This window comes from Paraburkholderia sp. A1RI_3L (assembly GCF_048957895.1).
GTDB lineage: Bacteria > Pseudomonadota > Gammaproteobacteria > Burkholderiales > Burkholderiaceae > Paraburkholderia > Paraburkholderia kururiensis.
Genome location: NZ_JARCHA010000011.1, coordinates 72,868 through 91,886, shown reverse-complemented (window position 1 = coordinate 91,886; position 19,019 = coordinate 72,868). Strand labels below are relative to the sequence as shown.

Sequence of the window (19,019 nt, the reverse complement as noted above, 5' to 3'; positions counted from 1 at the left end):
CCGTTCTTATCTCCTGTCCGCTCAACGGAGTTTTGCGCATGTCGTCGATCCTGCCCACCCAGGCCTATGAGTTGAAGCTCTCGCCGCATCCGGCGCCGTTCTCCGTGCTCAACTTCAACGGCCGGGACGCCGTGAGTGAGCTGTATCACTACGACATCGAGTTCACCAGTCCAATCGGCGGACTCCCGATGGACCAGGTGGTCGGCCGGCCCGCGAAATTCATCATTGCCCCGGTCGATCCGAACATGGACTACCTGCGCAGGATGTTCGGCGAGACCGCGGAAAAGTTCAGCAAGATGCCGCCCGTGCACACCATCCACGGCATCATCACGGAATTCGACGAATTTGCAACGTCGGCCGACCAGACGCACTACCGGGTCCGGCTCGAGCCGGTGCTCGCCGACCTGAACCGGGGCGTGACGAGCCGGTTGTTCCAGAAACAGTCGGTCGAGGAAATCGTGACCGACACCCTGCGCCAATACGGCTACCGGGCCGGCGTCGACTTTGTGTTCCAGTTGCGCCACCAGTACAAGCGACACGAATACGTCACCCAATATCACGAGACAACGTTTGCGTTCATCCAGCGCCTCTGTGCGCAGGAAGGCATCTGGTTCCGCTGGGAGCAGAAGAAGGATCACGCCGTGATCGTGTTCGGCGACGATCTCGATGCGTACGCGCGCAAACAGCGCACGGTGCCGTACCTTCGCGACGCCGGACTCGAGAGCTCCGGCGCGGACACGATCAAGACGCTCGACAAGCGGACCCGGCGTGTACCCGAAGCCGTGAGGTTGCACGACTACAACCATCGCGAGGCGGGCGTATCGCTGCTCGTCGAGGAAAACGCCGCACGCGCCGACAGGTCGACGAACGGTATCGACTACCGCTGGGGTGAACATTACGAGACGCCGGAAGAGGGCAGGCAGATCGCCCGCCGGCGCCACGAGGAGTATCTGGCGAACCAGATCACCTTCAAGGGCACCGGCAATCCGTTCTGGCTCGAAGCGGGTGAGGTCATGCGTGTCGAGCCAAATCCGTCCGACGCGAAGCACGGGATCTTTGTCACCGCAATTGAATCGAGTGGTGGTCGCAGCGAATCGTACTGGGTGAAGTTCGAAGGGATTCCGTCGGACCGGGTCTGGCGTACGCCGATGGCCTCGATCAGGCGACCGGCCATCGACGGCATCCTGCCGGCCCGCATTACGTCACCGGGCAGCTACAGATACGCGTACCTGACGGAGCAGGGCTGGTACGTGATCAAGCTGCCGTTCGACCTCGACGAGTGGAGTCCGGGCGGTACCAGCCGGCCGGTCCGGTTCGCCAAGCCGTACAGCGGCGACAACTACGGCCATCACTTCCCGCTGATCGACGGCGCGGAAGTCGCCATCATCTTTACCGATGGCCATCCGGACAGACCCGTGATTATTGGGGCCATGCATGACAGCCTGCATCCGGATCTCGTCAACAACCTGAACCACACCCGAAATCTCATCGTGACGGCTGCGGGCAATACGCAGCGGATGGAGGACAAGGAAGGCGTCGAGCACATCCACCTGATGACGCCGTTTCAGGACAGCGAGCTCAATCTCGGCCACATGGTCGATGCTGATCGCAAGGAGCGCGGTAAGGGAGCGGAACTTCGCACCGACGACCGCGCTGCGATCCGGGGTGCCAAGGGGGTGCTTGTTTCGGCGGAACCACAACCTGCCGCAACCGGGCAACAGCTTGCGATGCAGAACGCAGACGACACGTTCAAGCAGTCCGAGGATATTCTTAAGTCGCTCAACGATAGTGCCAGTGCCGCAAAGGCACTGCTTGCGGAAATCGAACGACAACGCGTGCTTGTCGAACAAAATCTGACGCAGCTCAAAAAATCTGCACTCGTTGCCACCGCGCCCGACGGCGTAGGAATCTCGAGTGGCAGCGATGCCCTGTTCGCCGCGCGAAGGCAGCTATTCTTCACAGCCGGTGATGGACTCGACATCGGCGTCATGAAGCGCGTCGCAATCGCCGCGGGCGAGGCGATCTCACTGTTTGCTGCAAAGCTGGGCATTCGAATTTTTGCAAAGGGCAAGGTGCAAATTCAGGCGCAGCAGGACGAGCTGGAAATGCTCGCGCACAAAGGCGTGAAAATCAGCTCATCAACTGACGAGATATCAATCACCGGGTCAAAGGGAATTACGCTCGGCGATGGGGCAGGCGCATACATCAGGATTGCGAATGGTCGAATCGAGCTCGCGAGTCCAAGCGACCAGATCGATGCGAAGGGCAATCTGAAAGTGGACGGACCTGCTGGAGGTAATTTCTCGTTCCCGAGCTGGACGAATTCAGTGCCGAAGGACGTGAAGGGAAATTTGGGGTTCGGGTTCTCTGAATAGGAATTTTCATGGCAAACAGTAATCCACCGACCACATCGCCGCCACCCCTCAAGCAGTTGGCGTTCGCTTTCCCGTTTCGCAGGAAGCCGCAGCAGGGAAGTGGCGGCTCGACGGCAGATGCGATGAATGAACACGACTGGTACGTGCTCCTGAAGCACGAGCCGTCGGGTACCTTCGCGGTAACGGACAGCGGCATGTGGCACGGCGGCATCCACATCAGCGAAGCGGGTGCCGGTCAGGCGCTGGACTTTAAGGGGGGCGTGCGCTGCATCGCTGACGGCGAGGTTGTGGCATGGCGTCTGAACCGGGCCTATCCGGTGAGCTCCATTCCTGCCCGGAATGGACACGCCGCAATCAGTGTGCCGTACAGCACGGGTTTCGCGCTGGTGAAGCACGTGATGGAATTTCCTCGTGGCAGCAGGCTCGTCTTCTTCAGCCTGTACATGCATCTTCAGGACTACGCTGGCTACGAAAGCGATCCGTCACTTCCCTGGCCGGCGTATTGGGCGGCAAAGCTCGAAGTGACGCAGGACGCTGTTGACAAGCCCAAACCCGGGGCAGGCGGGCAAACGGCGCCTGACGGGCAGACAGGACTGAATGTACACGCAAGCAAACCTCACGGAACTGTTCTTGGAATCCTCCCACGGGGTACGCAGGTGAGTCTTTCCACACGCGAAGGCGTCTGGGGCCAGATAGCTGACGATCCGGGGGCGCTGTATGCGCGGACGGCTGGTGCGTATGTGAATTCGGGCGTTGCCAAAGGCAAATGGATTTTTCTGGGCAAGGAGCCCGGACACAACGGCCCCGTCGTAAAAAACGTCATGCCGGACTCCTCGTTCGACTGTGTGAACGTCGTTCCTGAGGAAAAACGCGTCAAGGTCAAAGCCGGCGATGTGCTGGGCTACCCTGGACGCTACGACTCGTTGCGCGACGCAACATCGACGCGCATGGTGCACATTGAGGTGTTCTGCGATGAGAGTGTCAAGCAGTTCATCGATGTTGGACGGGCCTGGGTCAACGCCAACGGTGCGAATTCGAACCAGTGGACCCAGCTTGGATTGCCAGCGGACCCAGCCATCCTGCGCATTGACAAGGGGACCACGCTCTATCGGGCGCATGGGCAGCCGGGCTCAGACGCGAAGAAGACTGACGTAGTCCAGGTCTACGGGTTCGCGACCTTGCCTCAAGATGCCGCACACCTGTTTACCGAGACGACCGCAGGCACCGATGGGCAGAAGCGGCGATGGTGGAACGTAGACAGCGCAGATGTCCAGCGAAATGCCATCACGGGTTGGGTGCGAGAGCAGAGCTTTGCAGGTGGCCGTGTTACCCGAGAGTTTTCGCAGAGCTGGGTGGACTTTGAGTGCCATGATGAGGATCACGACCCGACGCATACGATTTTTGCGAGCACGAACGACTACGTCAACTATGCCACGGGCAGGGGTGCGCCTGACCTCGGTTCGGTCAGCAAGCTTAGTGCCCTCATGTCCGCACTCTACCGTGCTCTCTATCCGAACGAAGACGGGGGTGACGCGGTGGGAAAGCTTCGCGGTGCTGCCCAGAATCCACCGGAGAGCGCATTTCCGTGGGTCGGGTTCAGGGCATCACGATTGATCCCGAAGCACGAAAGCGAATGGGCCAATCCTGCGAAATGGCAGGACCTGGTCAGCGCCATTGCGGAGCACAGTGGACCGCAACCCGAGCACGAAGAGGAGAAAAAGCGCATCGCGAAGCTCGTTTGGTGGGACGAGGTTAAGGCGGGCGTGCAGGCCTTCCCGGATCCCGATATTTTTCACATTCATCCGGTTGCGTTGGTAGGAAATTTTCGAAAGCTAGATAGTTGTAACTGCGGATGTTGCTTAGAAAAACAATTCAAGGTGACGCGCTGGAAAGTTCACTATGGTCCGATCTATAAAGGTAATCTGTCATTGGAGAATTCGCCTGCTATGCGACGGTTCCTTGATAGTGGCCGAATGACAGAAAGGGAACATCGCATACTCGCAGCCATGTCCAAAAACGAAGGAAATGTTGACGGTGTTCAGGCATACGACAGTGAAATCCTTACTGCAGGCACGTGCCAAAAAACGATTACCCGAACAGGAGATGGTGAATTCCCGATACAAGTAGCTCAGTTTAAATCTGACAACGAAGCAGCATATCAACGTCTTTTTGAGCAATGTGGTTGGACAGTTGAAACTAGTTCCGTTACGAAAATGTATTACCAAGACTCAGAGATCACCGGAGGTGTAAAAATAACTGGCGATCAACTACACGCAAAGATGAGGGAGGGCTGTAGCCAAGCTACGTTAGGACAAAATATTCGACAAAAGCCACTCGCGGTTATTGCTCATGCGATCGCAGATGACGAATTTCAGGACAAACAAGTGAAGGACTTCGTGGATCGATTGCGCCTAGTCAACGCTCTCACTCCTGTTGGCTACACTCATTCGATTTCGGAATACTTTTTGACCGATCTTGGCCGTGCGACTGCTCTCGACCACCACGTTAATCGTCCAGGTAACGTCGTGAAAGACGTCGGGAAAGCGCTGGATGTCTTCTTCCATGCGCATTCGACTGTGCAACGGGACCCCTCTACGTGGGGCGACTCTCATGCGGCGTACGAATCCGAGATACTTTCCTACTATGGGGAACATAGGCACATGAACGATTGTCATCCTCGATTTGCGCACTTGAAGAGCAGACTGTCATGAGACTCAGTAACTCCCTTACTAGTACAGGAAAACTCGCCATCGTTTCCGTATTGTCGTGTTTCACTATCTCTGTATTTCCTGGGGCAGCTTACGGAACACAGACGTCGCTTCCCGGCGGACAGGCAATCGAACTTGATGGTCGTTTGACTGGAGAAGCCAAGAATCGCTTTGGAGAGGGTTGGGATAAGGCGACATTCATCGGTAAGAACGGCCAGCGTCTTCAGCTATTTTCTGAGGAAAGATTGAGGAAAAACGGTGGAATTGTATTTGAGGATTTCGATCAAAGGAACGTTTCCGCCACCGGTCGTTTTGTTGTATTGCCGCTCGTTCGGCAGGGAACGTTGGAAAGTGCAGGTGAGAGACCTCGCGTCGAGGGAAGGGAGTATTGCCCAGTTATCGAAACGGCAACGGGTTGCATTGTTACGATGCAAACGGGAGAAATTTGCGGCGGTGAGTGGAGCTCCAAAGGTGACAGGTGGATGGATTCGAGTACCGATCGCACGTCAGAAATGACGAGGAAGACTACATCTGGTGCCAACAAATTGTGGAGCGAATTCGTGAATTCGAGCGTCCGCTTAAAGCTTAGTGATGTGATTCTCAGTAACATGGGAATTTCTAACGTTATGGCGTGCGATCCCCTTAGTGGAGTGAATCGTAAAAGTTACTTGGCGATTGCAGAGCAACTTAAGATTGAAAAAGCAAGTTCGCAGGCTCAATTTGTTGAGTCTAAATTAGCGGTGACAATTGGTAGGTCGGGCAAACTGGAAGGAGCGCGGCTTATAGTAAGTGCGGACAGAGCCTGGCTATATGACTCACCTAATACGAAGGCAAAAACGAGAATGTATCTCGTTCGAGGAGATGTCGTCACGGTAGTTGACGCCAATACACTTGGATGGGCTCAGGTGGATTACCAGGAAAAGAACGGCCACGTCTTGCGCAGGTGGATTCAAACAGATTATGTCGAGAGCAACGGCACCAACGAATCGAAGTGAGCGAGCTTGTTCGACGAGCAGAGGAGAAAATGAGCTCTTCGCAAGAGCTCGCGCTTACGGAAGCTGTAGCTAACAACAGCGAGATGACGGGAGTGGACGGGTATCAAGATGGGAGTCAAGTTTCATTCCCCTACAAAAACGCGGATGCTGTGAAGTCTTACTTCAAATGCAAGCATGCGAACTGTAGATAGGCATGTTTAGCATGCCCATGAGATTCATGAATTGAATAGGAATATACATATTGAAAAAGCTAGTCTACGAAGGCGATCATACGAGTCATGGTGGAGTCGTCCTTTCTGGCTCGGACAGGATTGGGGTGAAGGGGCGTCGTGCTGCAAAAGTGGGGGCGCTCGTATCCTGCCCGATTCACGGCGATAACGAGATCGTCGAGGGGAGCGGTCGTCTTACGGACGCCGGCGTACCCCTGGCCAGAGATGGCGACGCAACACGATGCGGTAGCGTCCTGATTGCGTCATCGGACGGTGCCCAGGTCGGCTGAAGCATGCCCGTCGACTTTTTACGCATCCCGCCGAAGGTTAGCGTCCCGGAGGCTAGCCGCCCTTCAATTCTGGGGTGGGCGCTGCTGCTTTGCGTCATGATCCTGGGTTGCACCATCTTTGCCGTTTTCGTCTGGCCAGCCGGAACACCAGACAGTGTTCTGTTCTGGTTCTGTTCGGTTGGGCTCCCCATTTCGGTATGGGCCTTCTTGCTGAGTTGTCGACTCGCCTATACATACGGCCGGGTCAATTCCGCATTGGCGACGAATAAAACCAGCGATCGGATCGAGGCGCAGTGTCATGAATCTTCAAGCGAGCCAATTGCGGTGCTGGGGCATGCATGGAGATTCAGCTCCAAAGAAGAGGAGAATTCTGTCGATGCCTTGGTCGAAAAGAGGACGAAGCTACTTTCTGTCCCGAGTGTGGCCATGCCCAACACCGACGTCATCGCGAGATGGCTGGATGTGCCGGATCGACAATTTCATGCAGGGAATGCGCTGACAGAACACGCACGTCAGACAGAAGTCTGCGACTGGTTACTCAGGCAGTTGGTGAACGGAATCGCGCCTCAGCTTCTGGCACTGCCGCGACGGGCTACTGTGAAGCTCGATCTTTGTGTCGATTCCGCACTGGATCCCGCGACCGTCAAGGAACGCCTGCTTTCGCTTCTCAATGAGAACCGCCTCTCGTTGCGAGTGCAGGTCAATGAGCCCAAAGCTGAATTATCGCTATTTCAAGCGGACGAGTGGTTCGATGAATGTCGCTCCGACGTATTCAAAGTTCTGGTCGCCTTGCAGTTGCGCAACGTGACAAACGCTGTTTTGGCAAGCGGTGTGGCGGAAGCAGGGAGCATGTTACTTGTATCAAGTCGTTTCATGGCGCGGCGCCTGGGGCAGATGTCTCCGGTGTATCTCCATCGCCCGGCGAGAGGTACGGTGGTCGACGTCGCCAACACACTGAAGCTTGCCGTTCGTTGGGGAAGGACGGCATTCGACGCGATCGGAACGAGCTGGCGCACAGGGCTCGCGGAGGATTCGACCCGGACAATTCGCTCGTCCTGTCGTTTCGGTCGCTCCATGGAAACCATCGATCTGGACACAACTGTCGGAGATGCTGGTGTTGCGCGTGCGTGGTTGGCTACAACCCTGGCAGTCGCGCACGCCGCACTTGCGGATGAACCTCAACTCGTGGTCGCGCAGGAGGGTGAAGTCCTGACTGCACTGATATGCGAGAAACAGACATGAGCGAAAACAAGCAACGGCCCGCAGCACTGTTTATCGGCATCGCATTTGCCATCCTGTTTCTGATTATTGCCATTGCGACGTTGATAGTCGCGCGAGAACAGCGATGGGGCCTAGAACGGTCGATCATTTTTGAGCTTGTGCTGCTCTCGGGCTTGCTGCTGTCCTTTCTTTTTGCGAAGTTTTTTGAAGCCATCCTGCTCTGGATCGCGTCGATGCGGGCAACACAATGGCTATTGCGATACGACGCAAAAAGGGGCACTCGCACGTCCGAGGAAGTTGCCGAATCAACGCTTTCACTTCCGGATGCAATCAAGGATCGCCACGGTGCGCGATGGGGTTGGCCTTACCGTGACCGCTGGGTCCTCGTCGTAGGCGACGAGCCCCTGGTGAAACGTCTTGCACCGGGGCTGACCGATACCGGCTATGCGGTCACCGGAGATTCGGTGCTGCTCTACGCGAAGCAGACGGGCAGCACACTCGATACGGCCTGGCTCGAACAGATCCGCCACCTGCGCCGGCGTCGGCCGGTCGATGCAATCGTTGCCGTGACGCGCGACCGCAACTCGGCTACCTCTGCGTTCGACACTGAAGAACTGTCGCAACGCCTCGCCCGCCACGCTCGTGCCCTGCGCTGGGCGGCACCCGCGTATCTGCTCAACGTCACTGATTTCGGCACCGAGCCTTCGGGGCCCGACGAGGCCATCGGCTTCACCTGGTCCAATGCCCGGGCCTGTGCGGAAGAAGTCGGAACATCGTTGCAACGGCTCGCTCACAATCTCGTGGACGCAGGCGTTGTGCGCCTGGCGGCGGACCGGGCAGACCGTTATCCCGCCGAGTTGTCGCAACACATTGAACGGCTGGGTAGCGCGCTGCCGGGTCTCGTGATGCAGACCGCACGTTCACGGTACTGGCGGCATGCCGTGCATGGGCTCCTGTTCGCGCCGCTCTTCAAGGACCGGCATCTGGATCCTCCTGCCAACACCGAAAGGACCGGCGACGATGAGCGGCCCGAGCCGCGGCACCGCTCGATCTGGCATACCGTTGGCGAACATAGCCGCCGAATCCACGGCCGCCGTGTCGGCTTCTCGCTGTCGACAACAGCGGCATGGATCACGACCGGCCTGACTGGTTGCTGGATTGCAGGCACGATGCTGTCAGGATTCATCAACCTTGCAACGATCCAGAACGCGGCTGGTACCGTCGCGCAGCTGTCCACCGCCCAGGACCGCACACAGGCCCTGCAGACGCTCGACAGCCTCGACCGCCAGATCGACACGCTCGAAACCCGTCAGCGCGACGGCGCTCCGTGGACAACACGCTTCGGCCTGAACCACGACGCCGCGCTGCTGGCCGCCCTGTGGCCCGGTTACGAGAACGCCGCGGGTCGCATCCTCGTCGGTCCCATCCGCGAGAAGCTCGAGTCGCGATTGCGCCAGCTCGCTTCGCTGTCGGACGCGGAGATCGCGAGCGGCGGCAACGCGCAGGTGCAGGCCGCCTACGACACGCTCAAGGCCTACCTGATGCTCGCGAGGCCCGAGCGTGCGATGGCGGCATTCCTCGCGCCGCAACTCGTCGCCACTTCAGCGCCCGCGCGACCGGAGCATTCGCCCGTGTCGGCGGGCACCTGGGAGGACCTGCGCCAGCACACTATCGCGTTCTTTGCGAACCACGTCGGACGCGGTGCTTCGGCAGACGGTTCGTCGCTGGCCATCGTGCCCGACGGCGGCCTGATCGCGGCCACGCGCCAGACCGTCATCGGCGTGCGCGGCATCCAGAACTCGAAGGACGCGCTGTACCAGCAGATCATCGCGGACGCGTCGCCGAAGTACCCGCCGGTGTCCCTCGCGACGTTGCTCGGCGACACCACGGGCCGCGGTCTCTTCAACACGACGGCGACCATTCCCGGTGTGTTCACGCGTACCGCGTGGGAGGAACGCATCTCGAAGGCGATCGACGAGGCGAGCGGGCAGCGCGACGTCGCCGGCGACTGGGTGCTCTCGGACACGAAAGCGACAACCCCCGCGCCGTCGACGCTGAAGGCCGAACTGCGCCAGCGTTACTTCGACGACTACACGCGCGCATGGGCGCTGTTTCTCAACAGCCTGCGCTGGCAGCCGGCCCCCACGCTCTCGGCCACCGCCGACCAGCTCACGCTGCTGGGCGACCCGCAGCGCTCGCCGCTCGTCGCGCTGATGAACGCGATCGTCTGGCAGGCCGGGGCGGGCGCGAATGCGCAGTCGCTGTCCGATACGCTGGTCAGCAAGGCACAGCAGCTCGTCGGCGCCGACGAAAAAAATCCGTCGAAGCAGGCGCAGCCGCAACTCGCGCCGCTCGCCGCAGCGTTTGGGCCGATCCTGCGGCTCACGGGCAGCGACATCGTTCAGGCCGTGCCCGCAGGCAGCAAGGCCGCGGCCCAGCAGGCTGCAACGGGCGACCTGAGCCTCGCGCGCTACCTCGAACGCGTCACGGCGATGCGCCTCAAAGCCACGCAAATCGTCTCGAGCAGCGACCCGGACGCGATGGCACGCATGGCCGCGCAGTCGGTGCTGCAGGGCAAGACGTCCGACATCGCCGAAAGCCGCGACTACGCAAGCCGCGTGGCCGCCAGCCTCGGCGAGCAGTGGGCCGGTTTCGGCGAGCTGTTCCGGGCGCCGCTCGACCAGACCTGGCAGGTGGTCGTGCAGCCGGCCGCGTCGAGCCTCAACGACATCTGGCGCAGCGCGATCGTCGCGGACTGGAACCGCTCGTTCGGCGGCCGCTATCCGTTCGCGGATTCGGACAACGACGCGTCGCTGCCCGAGATGGCGCGCTTCATGCGGCCCGACAACGGCGTCATCGCACAGTTCGTGACGACGCAGCTGGCAGGCGTCGTCGAGCGGCAGGGCGACCGGTGGGTGGCGGCTCAGGGCGCGGACCACGGCGCACTGACCATCGATCCAGCTTTCCTCAAGAGCCTCAACCAGCTCACGCGCATCTCGTCGGTCGTGTTCCCGTCCGGCGACGCGCACGTGCGCTACGAACTGAGCGCCGTGCCCACGCCAGGCGTGACCGACATGAGGTTCGTGCTGGCCGGCCGCGAGCTGCACTACTTCAACCAGAAGCAGGAGTGGACGCCGTTCGAATGGCCTGGCCAGTCGCTCGAAAACCTCTCGCACATCGAATGGCAGACGGCGCAGGGCGGACTGCGCAGCGCGCTCGATGCGCAGGGCCGCTTCGGCCTGATCCGGCTGCTCGAGCGCGCGAAGGTTTCGCAGCAGGACAGCGCACGCTACCTGCTGACGTGGACGCCCGACACGAGCCAGGGCATTCCGCTCAAGGTCCAGCTGCGCAGCGAGGCGGGTGCGGGCCCCCTCGACGTGCTGCAGCTGCGTCACTTCACGCTGCCGGCGCGGGTCTTCGTCACAGGCGCGTCTACGGGCGGACCGAAGCTCTCGGGCGTCAATCCTCCGCCGTTGCCGGCTTCAGCCATCGCCGCGGCAAAACACGCCGCCATGCCGCTGCCTGGCGGTTACGTACCGGAGGTTCAATGATGCTGGGCGGACTGTTCAAGCGCCTTTTTCCGGCCCGCGACGACGGCGAGCAACTCGCGCGAACCCGGCTCGATGCCTGGTCTGCCTGGGTCCAGCCCCTTCCCGGCGACGGCGGGGCGGGCCGCGACCCCGGCTACGAAGACGCGTTCTTCGAAGTGCGCGAGGAAACACAGAAGCTTTCAGGCATCGACGACGGCCTCGTCATCCGTTCCTGCGAGCAGCTACTGAAGGAGACCGGCAAAGACCTGCGTCTCGCGGGCTATTACGCGTTCGCGCGGCTGAGGCAGGACGGCTCCGCCGGTTTCGCCGACGGCCTTGAACTGGCGGCTGCACTGGTCGACCGCTTTGGCGAAGCGCTGCTCCCCGCGCGTGCCGAAGCGAAGAAGGGCGCGCTCGAAATGCTGGCGACCACGCGCATGATCGAGCTGCTGGAGCGCCGGGGTGCCTTCGCACCGCAGGACCTCGAACGTGCGCTCGCCGCGCTCGACGTGCTGCTCGAACGCACCGCAACGTGGCCTGAAACGGCGCGGCCTAATCTGCAGCCGCTCGTGTCCCGTTTCGACCAGAAGGGCGAGCCCGCACGCACGACGGAGGCCGATGGGGGCATGCCAGCGGCAGCGGTTCCGTCGGCGAGGACGGCCACGTCGAGCCCCATCGGGTCCACACGCGACCTGCTCGACCAGGCCCGCACGATGGCGGTGTGGCTGCGCGATCAGGAAAACGGCTATCTGCCCTCGGTGCGGCTCGTGCGCAGCGTGCGCTGGGACACGCTGCATGAAGTCCCGCCTGCCGATGCCACGGCTCAGACGCGTCTGCCGCCGCCGCGCGGCGAGCTGCGCCAGCAGATGAAGCGGCTCGTGCTGCAGAAGCAGTGGCACGAACTGCTCGAACGTGTCGAGGGTGCCTTCATGGAGGGCGTGAATCACCTATGGTTTGACCTCCAGTATTTCCAGCACGTGGCGCTCGATCACGTCGGCGCGCCGTACAGCACCTGGCGTGAACTGCTGCGCGCGGATTTCGCGCTGTTCCTCGAACGGCTGCCCGGCATCGAGCGTCTCGCCTTCAACGACGGCACGCCGTTCGCCGACGACGCGACGCTCGAATGGATCGCACGTCACGCCGTAGTACGCGACCTGGAAGCAGGGGAGACGGTGGCGCCGTTCCCGGTTTCCGCCGACAAGGAAGGCGAGGCGGCCGGCGACTGGCCCGAGATCGAGGCGCAGGCCCGCGACCTGTCGGCGCGCGAGGGCGTGGAGGCGGCGTTTGGCTGGCTCGACGCGTTGCCCGGCATGAAGACGAAGCGGCACCGCTATCTGCAACGGCTCGTCATGGCGCGCCTCGCCGACTACGGCGGGAAGCCCGACACGGCGCTGGCACTGCTGAACGAACTCGACGGCGCGGCGCGTTCTCTGCCGCTCGCGAGCTGGGAGCCGGCGCTCGTCTTCGAAATCAAGCAGCAGTTGCTTCGCACGCTGAAGGCCATGAGCAACCGCAAGGATGCGGATAAGCCGGCGCTCGCGCGGCGCATCGGCGAACTGCAGGCGGAACTGACCGTGCTGGATCCGGCGCGCGCGCTCGCCCTCTCATAAGAACAAACCCATGGAAAACGACGATCCCATCCTGCGCTACTACGAAGCCGAGATGCGCTACCTGCGCGAGTCCGGCAGGGAGTTCGCGAAGGCGCATCCCGACCGCGCGCGCCTGCTCAACCTCGACCGCGTGGGCGACCGCGATCCGTATGTCGAACGACTCTTCGAAGGCTTCGCGTTCCTGACTGGGCGACTCAGACAGAAGCTCGACGACGAGCTGCCCGAGCTGACCGAGGGCCTCGTGAGCCTGCTGTGGCCGCATTACCTGCGGATGATCCCATCGCTCTCGGTGGTCGAACTCATTCCGCTCGGCGAGAAGCTGCAGAAAACCGAGGTGGTGCCCGCCGGCGTGCCGGTGCGTTCCGCGCCCATCGCCGTGCCGCCGCCCGCAGGCGCGGAAGGCACAACGCCGAAGACGGTCCAGTGCCTCTACCGCACGACGCAGGACGTCACCGTGCAGCCGCTGTCGATCACGCATGCCGGGCCGACGGTGCGCTACGACGGACGCTCGGTGATCCGCCTGGGTTTCCAGCTGCACCACTCGGCGCGCCGGCAGGAGATCGATCTGTCGCGGCTGCGCCTCTATCTGAACGCGGACCTGCCCACTGCGTTCGCAATGCATCTTGCGCTCACGCGTCAGGTGGAGGCGGTTCACTGGCGTGTGCCTGAAATCCGCGACGGCGAAGCCGTGCCGCTTGCTGGCATGACGATCGAGCCCGCAGGCTTTTCCGCAGAAGAGAGGCTGTGGCCCAAGGCCGATGCCGCGTTCTCCGGCTACCAGTTGCTGCTCGAATACTTCACGTTCCGCGAGAAATTTCTCTTTGTGGATCTGTGTGGTCTCGACGTCGCGAAGCTCCCCGAGAAATCGGACCGGTTTGAGCTGGAGATCGTGCTGCAGCACGCCTGGCCCGCCGACCACCGGTTCGGCGCGGAGAACGTGCGCCTCTTCTGCAGCCCCGTGATCAACCTGTTCGAACTCGATGCCGAGCCCATCGTGATCAACCATCACGAGACCGAGTACCGCGTGGTGCCCGCGGGCCACCAGGGCGCGCACGTGGAAACCTACTCGGTCGACGCGATCGAGACCTTCGACCACGAGACAGCCGAGCGCTACGAATACGTGCCGTTTGCGACGTTCCGGCACCGCGGCGGCATGCTGCGCCACGAGGCGCCCGAGCGCTATTTCCACAGCCGCGTGAGACCGGGCGTGTCGGGCCTGCACGAAACGTGGGTGATTCTCGGCGGCCACGCGTGGGAGACGATGGACACGCTGCCCGAGGAAAGCCTCTCGCTGCGCGTGACAGGCACGAATGGCCTGCTGCCGCGCAAGGGTCTGCGCGAGGCGAGCCTCGACGAACTGGCGGCCAGTACGCCGAACGTCACGGGCGTGCGCAATCTCGTGTCGCCGACGCTGCCGCTCTATCCGCCCACGCAGGACCGCTTCCAGTGGCGCCTGCTGTCGCATCTCGCGCCGAACTTTCTCTCGATGATGAACGCCGAGGTGCTGCGCGGCGCGCTCGCGCTCTACGACTGGACCGACGACGAACTCAACCGCCGCCGGCTCGCGGGCATCTTGCGCGTATCGCAGGAACTGATCGAGGAGGTGACGGGCGGCGCGGTTGAGCGCGGCGTGCTGATCGAGGTGACGCTCGATTCGCACGCGTTCGCGGGCGAGGGCGACGTGATGCTGTTCGGCGAACTGCTGCATCGCTTCTTCGCGCTCTACGCGGACATCAACCTGTTCACGAAGCTCGCGATCGTGAGCCTGCCGTCGCAGGCGCGGGTGGAATGGTCGCGCAGCAAGGCGCAGCGGGCACCGTTATGAGTGCAGCCATGAAGGCAGCCAGCCTGTCCCATCTCGAACCGCTTGTAGCGTCGCTGCTCGCACGCGCGCCGCAGATGAGCTTCATGCAACTGTGCCGGCTGCTGGAAGCGCGTGCGCCGGACCAGCCCGGCTTCGGTACGCGCGACACGCCGGAGCACGAACCGGTGCGCTTCCGCCCGCGGCCTCGCACCGGCTTTCCCGCTGGCGAGATCGCCTCCGTCGGGTTCGACGAGGAGCATCCCGACGCACCACCCACCGTACGCACGACGTTCATGGGCCTGTACGGCGTCGATGCCGCGGTGCCGTCGCACATGATCGACGACATCGTGATGCGCGAGGAGGGCCACGAGGCGGTCGAGTCGTTCCTCGACCAGTTCAATCACCGTTACGTCACGCTGCTGTACCGCGCGTGGAAGAAGTACCGCCATGCGGAGAGCTTCCGGGCAGGTGGCGCTGACGCGCATTCGCGCAGCCTGCTGTGCCTTGCGGGCTTCGGCTGGGGCGAAAAGCCGGCGCGCGCGGGCCTGCCCGACTCGCGCATGCTGGCGCTGCTCGGTCTGCTGGTCCAGCGCACGCGCACGCCGGAGGGGCTCGCGGGCGTGATCGCGCTGGCGGCACCCGGCGTCGACGTGCACGTGAACGAGTTCTGGCCGGTCACGACGTCGACCGGCAGGCCACAGCCGCTCGGCGCGGCGATGGGCGAGGGCGGCAGTGGCAGGGGGCTTGGCGGCGGCTACGTGCTGGGCCGACGCATGGCGTATCGCAGCCGCGCGGTGCGCGTGACGCTGCGGCCTGCCGACCGGCGCCAGGCGCACGACCTGCTGCCCGGCGCGTCGCTGCATCGCGAGTTGATGGCCTTCGTGCAGCTTTACGTGGGCGTGAAGGCCGACGTGCATCTGCGCATGGAGATGTCGTCGCGCCACGCGCCGCAGCCTTCCATCGGCCCGCCTGGCGCAGGTCCGTCGCCGCGTCTGGGCTGGACCACCGTGCTGCCGGCGCAGGCCGAGCGGCTCATCAATATTTCGCTGGGGGTCTATGAGGCTTTTCCGCGCGCTGCGTCTGTTTCAGCCTCACCCCAATCCGCCTGACAAGGACTGAAGATGTCGATTCGTTTCATTGCAACAACCATCTCGCTGGCGCTGGCACTGTCGGGCTGCGGCGCCTGGCAGGCCGTGTCCGACTCGACGGCGAGCGCGTATCACGCCGTGTTTTTCAAGCAGATCAAGACGCTCAACGTCGATCTGTCCGCCCGCGACGGATTGAACGCGGACGAGGCTGGCCGCCCGACGTCGGTCGCGGTGCGTGTGTATCAGCTCAATGACCGCAAGCTGTTCGACGCAGCGTCCTACGACGATCTGCTGAAGAACGACCGCACCGTTCTCGCACAGGACCTGCAGGCCAGCATGGCGTCGGTGCTGAATCCCGGCGCATCGGTGAGCCTCTCGCAGCCCATGGAGCCCGGCACAAGGTACGTCGCGATCGTGGCGCTCTACCGGGAGCCGGGTAAGGACGGCGCCTGGAAGCGCGTCATCGAAAAGAAAAAGCTGGATGCCGACAAACCGCTCAGGCTCACGCTGGTGGACCGGCAGATCGAGGCCCTGGACGACGCAGCGCAGAAGCAAAGCACACGCTGACCAGGCTGCCTTCGGGCGGTTAACCGGCTCGTGGCGTCATCGCGGACCTCACGAACATTGCACGCCGGCGGCCGGTTGGCGACAGCCGCTTCCATTACCGATCGACAGCCGCAGGTCTGCGCCCGCGCGCCGGCGGTATGAGCGCTTCGCATACCTCCAGGGTAACCGCCCACGCCGCATCGGTTTTTGTTCGCTTATCCTGTGGCCCCAAGCGCATCAAAAACTCGTTTCGCCCCACCGGCTGGGATGAGTTTTACTGATGCTTGGCCGCCCAACCATCCTGCTCCTCCCGCCGTTCCCGCCATGCGACGACTTCCGCCTCTGAACGCCCTGCAGATCTTCGAGACCGTCGCGCGTCACCGCAGCTTCACGCGTGCGGCGGAGCATCTGTGTCTCACGCAAGGTGCGGTGAGCCGGCAGATTCTTGCGCTCGAAGACTATTACGGTTTTCCGCTCTTCAAGCGTCACGCGAAAGGGCTCACGCTCACGGCCGAAGGCGAGTTGCTGCTGCCGGCGGTGAAGGAGAGCTTTGCCCGTATCGAGGAAATTTCGCTGCGTCTCACGCGCCAGCGCACCGATCTCGCGCTCAAGGTGCCCACCTGCGTGATGCGCTGGATGCTGCCGAAGATCATGCGCTTTCAGGGCGAGTATCCGGACCTGCACGTGCAGATCACCACGACGTGGCAGCACGATGTGGATTTCGAGGTGGAGCCGTTCGATGCCGCCATCGTCTACGGTACGTCTCCCGGCGCGGATGTCCAGGCGGTGCCGTTGATCGAGGAACGCCTGACGCCGGTGTGTGCGCCCGAACTGCTCGTCGATAAACCGCTCGCGCGGGCCGAAGATCTGGCGCGGCACACGCTGCTGCATCCCACGCGCGATCATCGCGACTGGAAGATGTGGCTCGCGCACGCGGGCGTGAGCGAGGCGGGCGGTGTCGATGCGAGCCACGGGCCGAGCTTCGAAACCCTCGATCTGGCGACCAACGCGGCGCTGCAGGGTTTCGGCGTGGCGATCAGCGACCTCGCGCTGATCGAGGAAGACGTGGCGGCGAAGCGGCTCGTGCGTCCGTTCGATACGGTGCTCACCACGGGCGCGCGTTACTTTTTCGTCTATCCCGAAAGCGTGGCGCATCTGCAAAAGGTGCAGCGCTTTCGGGAGTGGCTTGCGGCCCATTGGGCCGACTGAGGGGCTCAGCCAGGTCTCATTGAGGGCTCACCGAGGGCTCACCGAGGGCTCATTGAGGGCTCATTGAGGGCAAACTGAGCGGCCGCCCCGAAGGACCGGCGAAGAACCACAACCCGGGGCGATCACGCGAAGCGCCCGCGCATGAGGCGGCATCAGCCTCGACACCTGATGCTCGCAGCAAGACCTACGGCGCCACCGAAAGAAACAGATACGCCGCGAACAGCGACAGGTGCACGGCGCCTTGCAGGATGGTCGTGCGGCCGGTGCCGAGCGTGAGCGTACCCACGATCAGCGTCAGCACGAGCAGCACCGTATCCCGTCCGCCGATGCCGAGCGCGAGCGGCATGTGGAACCCCAGCGTGACGACCGCCACGGTCGGAATCGTGAGTCCGATGCTGGCGAGCGCGGAGCCCAGCGCCAGGTTGAGACTCGTCTGCAGCCGGTCCGCGCGCGCCGCGCGCAACGCCGCGAGCCCTTCGGGCAGCAGCACGAGCGCGGCGATAACGATACCCACCACCGCTTCGGGCAAACCCGCCTCGCGCACGGCCGCTTCTACGGCCGGCGACAGCAGCTTGGCCAGCAGCACGACAGCGACGAGGCTGACCAGTAGCAGCGCCGCCGACACCATCGCGACGCGCGCACTGGGCGGCGCCGCATGGTGGTGCTCGCCGTCGCCCGCTGCGAGAAAGTAATCGCGGTGCCGCACGGTCTGCACGAATACGAACACGCAATAGAGCACGAGCGACGACACGCCCGCGAACGCGAGCTGCGAGGGCGAGAGCATGGGGCCGAGGTTCTGGCTCGTGTAGTTGGGCATCACGAGCGAGAGCACGGAGAGCGACGCCAGCACAGCGAGCGCCGCGCTCGCCCCGCGAATCTGGAAGTCCTGCTCGCGGTGGCGCAAGCCGCCCATGAGCAGGCAAAGGCCGACGATACCGTTGCACACGATCATCACCGCCGCAAACACGGTATCGCGCGCGAGGCCCGCCTTTTCCGGGCCGCCGCCGATCATCACCGAGACGATCAACGCCACCTCGATCACGGTCACCGCGACGGCGAGCACCAGCGTGCCGAACGGCTCGCCCACGCGATGCGCGACCACCTCTGCGTGATGCACGCCCGCAAACACTGCCCCCGCGAGCGCGATGCCCACCAGCACCAGCAGCGGCGCGTGACCCGGCAACAGCAGGCCTGCGCACAGCACGATCCACGCGGCAATCGGCGTGAGGAGGGTCCAGCGGGGCAGCGCGGTCGATGTCGTCGTCATGCGGTCGTTCCTCTTGTGGTTCGTCGATGCCACGGCGCGGCAACAGTTATGCTTCGTCTGCCGGATGAACAGGCCCGATCCAATATAGCAAATGACAGTGGACGTTCTTCATCGCATCGGGCGACCGAATGACCGGCCGACTGACCGGCCGAATGACCGACCGAGTG

Annotated in this window: 12 protein-coding genes; 11 read left to right on the top strand and 1 reads right to left on the bottom strand. The window is 62.6% G+C overall.

The genetic code is table 11. The features are described from left to right. The first annotated feature begins 38 nt into the window (after positions 1-38). The 11 genes from PXJ20_RS25505 to PXJ20_RS25455 all read left to right on the top strand — a co-directional run bounded on the left by PXJ20_RS25505 (position 39) and on the right by PXJ20_RS25455 (position 17,585). A complete protein-coding gene (locus PXJ20_RS25505) occupies positions 39-2,375 on the top strand; it encodes a type VI secretion system Vgr family protein (RefSeq protein ID WP_421032401.1) in 2,337 nt (778 codons plus the stop codon). An 8-nt stretch (positions 2,376-2,383) separates the two neighbouring features. Then, complete coding sequence (locus tag PXJ20_RS25500) at positions 2,384-5,086, top strand: hypothetical protein (RefSeq protein ID WP_421032400.1); 2,703 nt, start codon at positions 2,384-2,386, stop codon at positions 5,084-5,086. Continuing rightward, positions 5,083-6,078 carry a hypothetical protein gene (locus PXJ20_RS25495; RefSeq protein WP_421032399.1) on the top strand — a complete coding sequence of 332 codons (996 nt, stop codon included), beginning with the start codon at positions 5,083-5,085 and terminating at the stop codon, positions 6,076-6,078. Before PXJ20_RS25500 ends, PXJ20_RS25495 begins: the two co-directional genes overlap by 4 nt. A gap of 241 nt (positions 6,079-6,319) precedes the next feature. After that, entirely contained in the window at positions 6,320-6,577 is a 258-nt protein-coding gene (locus tag PXJ20_RS25490; RefSeq protein WP_421032398.1) for a PAAR domain-containing protein, read from the top strand. A 3-nt stretch (positions 6,578-6,580) separates the two neighbouring features. Continuing rightward, the gene (locus tag PXJ20_RS25485; RefSeq protein ID WP_421032396.1) at positions 6,581-7,819 is read left to right on the top strand and encodes a hypothetical protein; all 1,239 of its coding nucleotides are present in this window, start codon (positions 6,581-6,583) and stop codon (positions 7,817-7,819) included. Next, positions 7,816-11,349 (top strand): ImcF-related family protein, encoded by a 3,534-nt coding sequence (locus PXJ20_RS25480; RefSeq protein WP_421032395.1) that lies wholly within the window; start codon positions 7,816-7,818, stop codon positions 11,347-11,349. The genes PXJ20_RS25485 and PXJ20_RS25480 overlap by 4 nt, the downstream gene beginning before the upstream one ends. Further along, entirely contained in the window at positions 11,346-12,938 is a 1,593-nt protein-coding gene (tssA, locus tag PXJ20_RS25475; protein WP_421032394.1) for a type VI secretion system protein TssA, read from the top strand. Before PXJ20_RS25480 ends, tssA begins: the two co-directional genes overlap by 4 nt. Before the next feature lie 10 nt (positions 12,939-12,948). Beyond that, positions 12,949-14,763, top strand: coding sequence for a type VI secretion system baseplate subunit TssF (tssF, locus tag PXJ20_RS25470; RefSeq protein WP_421032393.1), 1,815 nt, complete (start codon positions 12,949-12,951; stop codon positions 14,761-14,763). Between the two features lie 8 nt (positions 14,764-14,771). Further along, on the top strand, positions 14,772-15,851 hold the full coding sequence (tssG, locus tag PXJ20_RS25465) for a type VI secretion system baseplate subunit TssG (RefSeq protein WP_421032392.1): 1,080 nt from the start codon (positions 14,772-14,774) through the stop codon (positions 15,849-15,851). Positions 15,852-15,863: 12 nt separating this feature from the next. Next, entirely contained in the window at positions 15,864-16,397 is a 534-nt protein-coding gene (gene tssJ / locus PXJ20_RS25460) for a type VI secretion system lipoprotein TssJ (protein ID WP_421032391.1), read from the top strand. Positions 16,398-16,700: 303 nt separating this feature from the next. Continuing rightward, on the top strand, positions 16,701-17,585 hold the full coding sequence (locus PXJ20_RS25455) for a LysR substrate-binding domain-containing protein (RefSeq protein WP_199541970.1): 885 nt from the start codon (positions 16,701-16,703) through the stop codon (positions 17,583-17,585). A gap of 184 nt (positions 17,586-17,769) precedes the next feature. Here PXJ20_RS25455 and PXJ20_RS25450 read toward each other — a convergent pair whose 3' ends face one another. Further along, complete coding sequence (locus PXJ20_RS25450; RefSeq protein WP_199541969.1) at positions 17,770-18,852, bottom strand: calcium:proton antiporter; 1,083 nt, start codon at positions 18,850-18,852, stop codon at positions 17,770-17,772. Positions 18,853-19,019: the final 167 nt, after the last annotated feature.

Excerpts from the sequence above, each read along its gene's own strand:
- PXJ20_RS25500 (WP_421032400.1), top strand. The coding sequence starts at position 2,384 with ATGGCAAACAGTAATCCACCGACCACATCGCCGCCACCCCTCAAGCAG.
- tssF (WP_421032393.1), top strand. The coding sequence starts at position 12,949 with ATGGAAAACGACGATCCCATCCTGCGCTACTACGAAGCCGAGATGCGC.
- PXJ20_RS25495 (WP_421032399.1), top strand. The coding sequence starts at position 5,083 with ATGAGACTCAGTAACTCCCTTACTAGTACAGGAAAACTCGCCATCGTT.
- tssA (WP_421032394.1), top strand. The coding sequence starts at position 11,346 with ATGATGCTGGGCGGACTGTTCAAGCGCCTTTTTCCGGCCCGCGACGAC.
- PXJ20_RS25480 (WP_421032395.1), top strand. The coding sequence starts at position 7,816 with ATGAGCGAAAACAAGCAACGGCCCGCAGCACTGTTTATCGGCATCGCA.
- PXJ20_RS25450 (WP_199541969.1), bottom strand. The coding sequence starts at position 18,852 with ATGACGACGACATCGACCGCGCTGCCCCGCTGGACCCTCCTCACGCCG.
- PXJ20_RS25505 (WP_421032401.1), top strand. The coding sequence starts at position 39 with ATGTCGTCGATCCTGCCCACCCAGGCCTATGAGTTGAAGCTCTCGCCG.
- tssJ (WP_421032391.1), top strand. The coding sequence starts at position 15,864 with ATGTCGATTCGTTTCATTGCAACAACCATCTCGCTGGCGCTGGCACTG.
- tssG (WP_421032392.1), top strand. The coding sequence starts at position 14,772 with ATGAAGGCAGCCAGCCTGTCCCATCTCGAACCGCTTGTAGCGTCGCTG.
- PXJ20_RS25455 (WP_199541970.1), top strand. The coding sequence starts at position 16,701 with ATGCGACGACTTCCGCCTCTGAACGCCCTGCAGATCTTCGAGACCGTC.
- PXJ20_RS25485 (WP_421032396.1), top strand. The coding sequence starts at position 6,581 with ATGCCCGTCGACTTTTTACGCATCCCGCCGAAGGTTAGCGTCCCGGAG.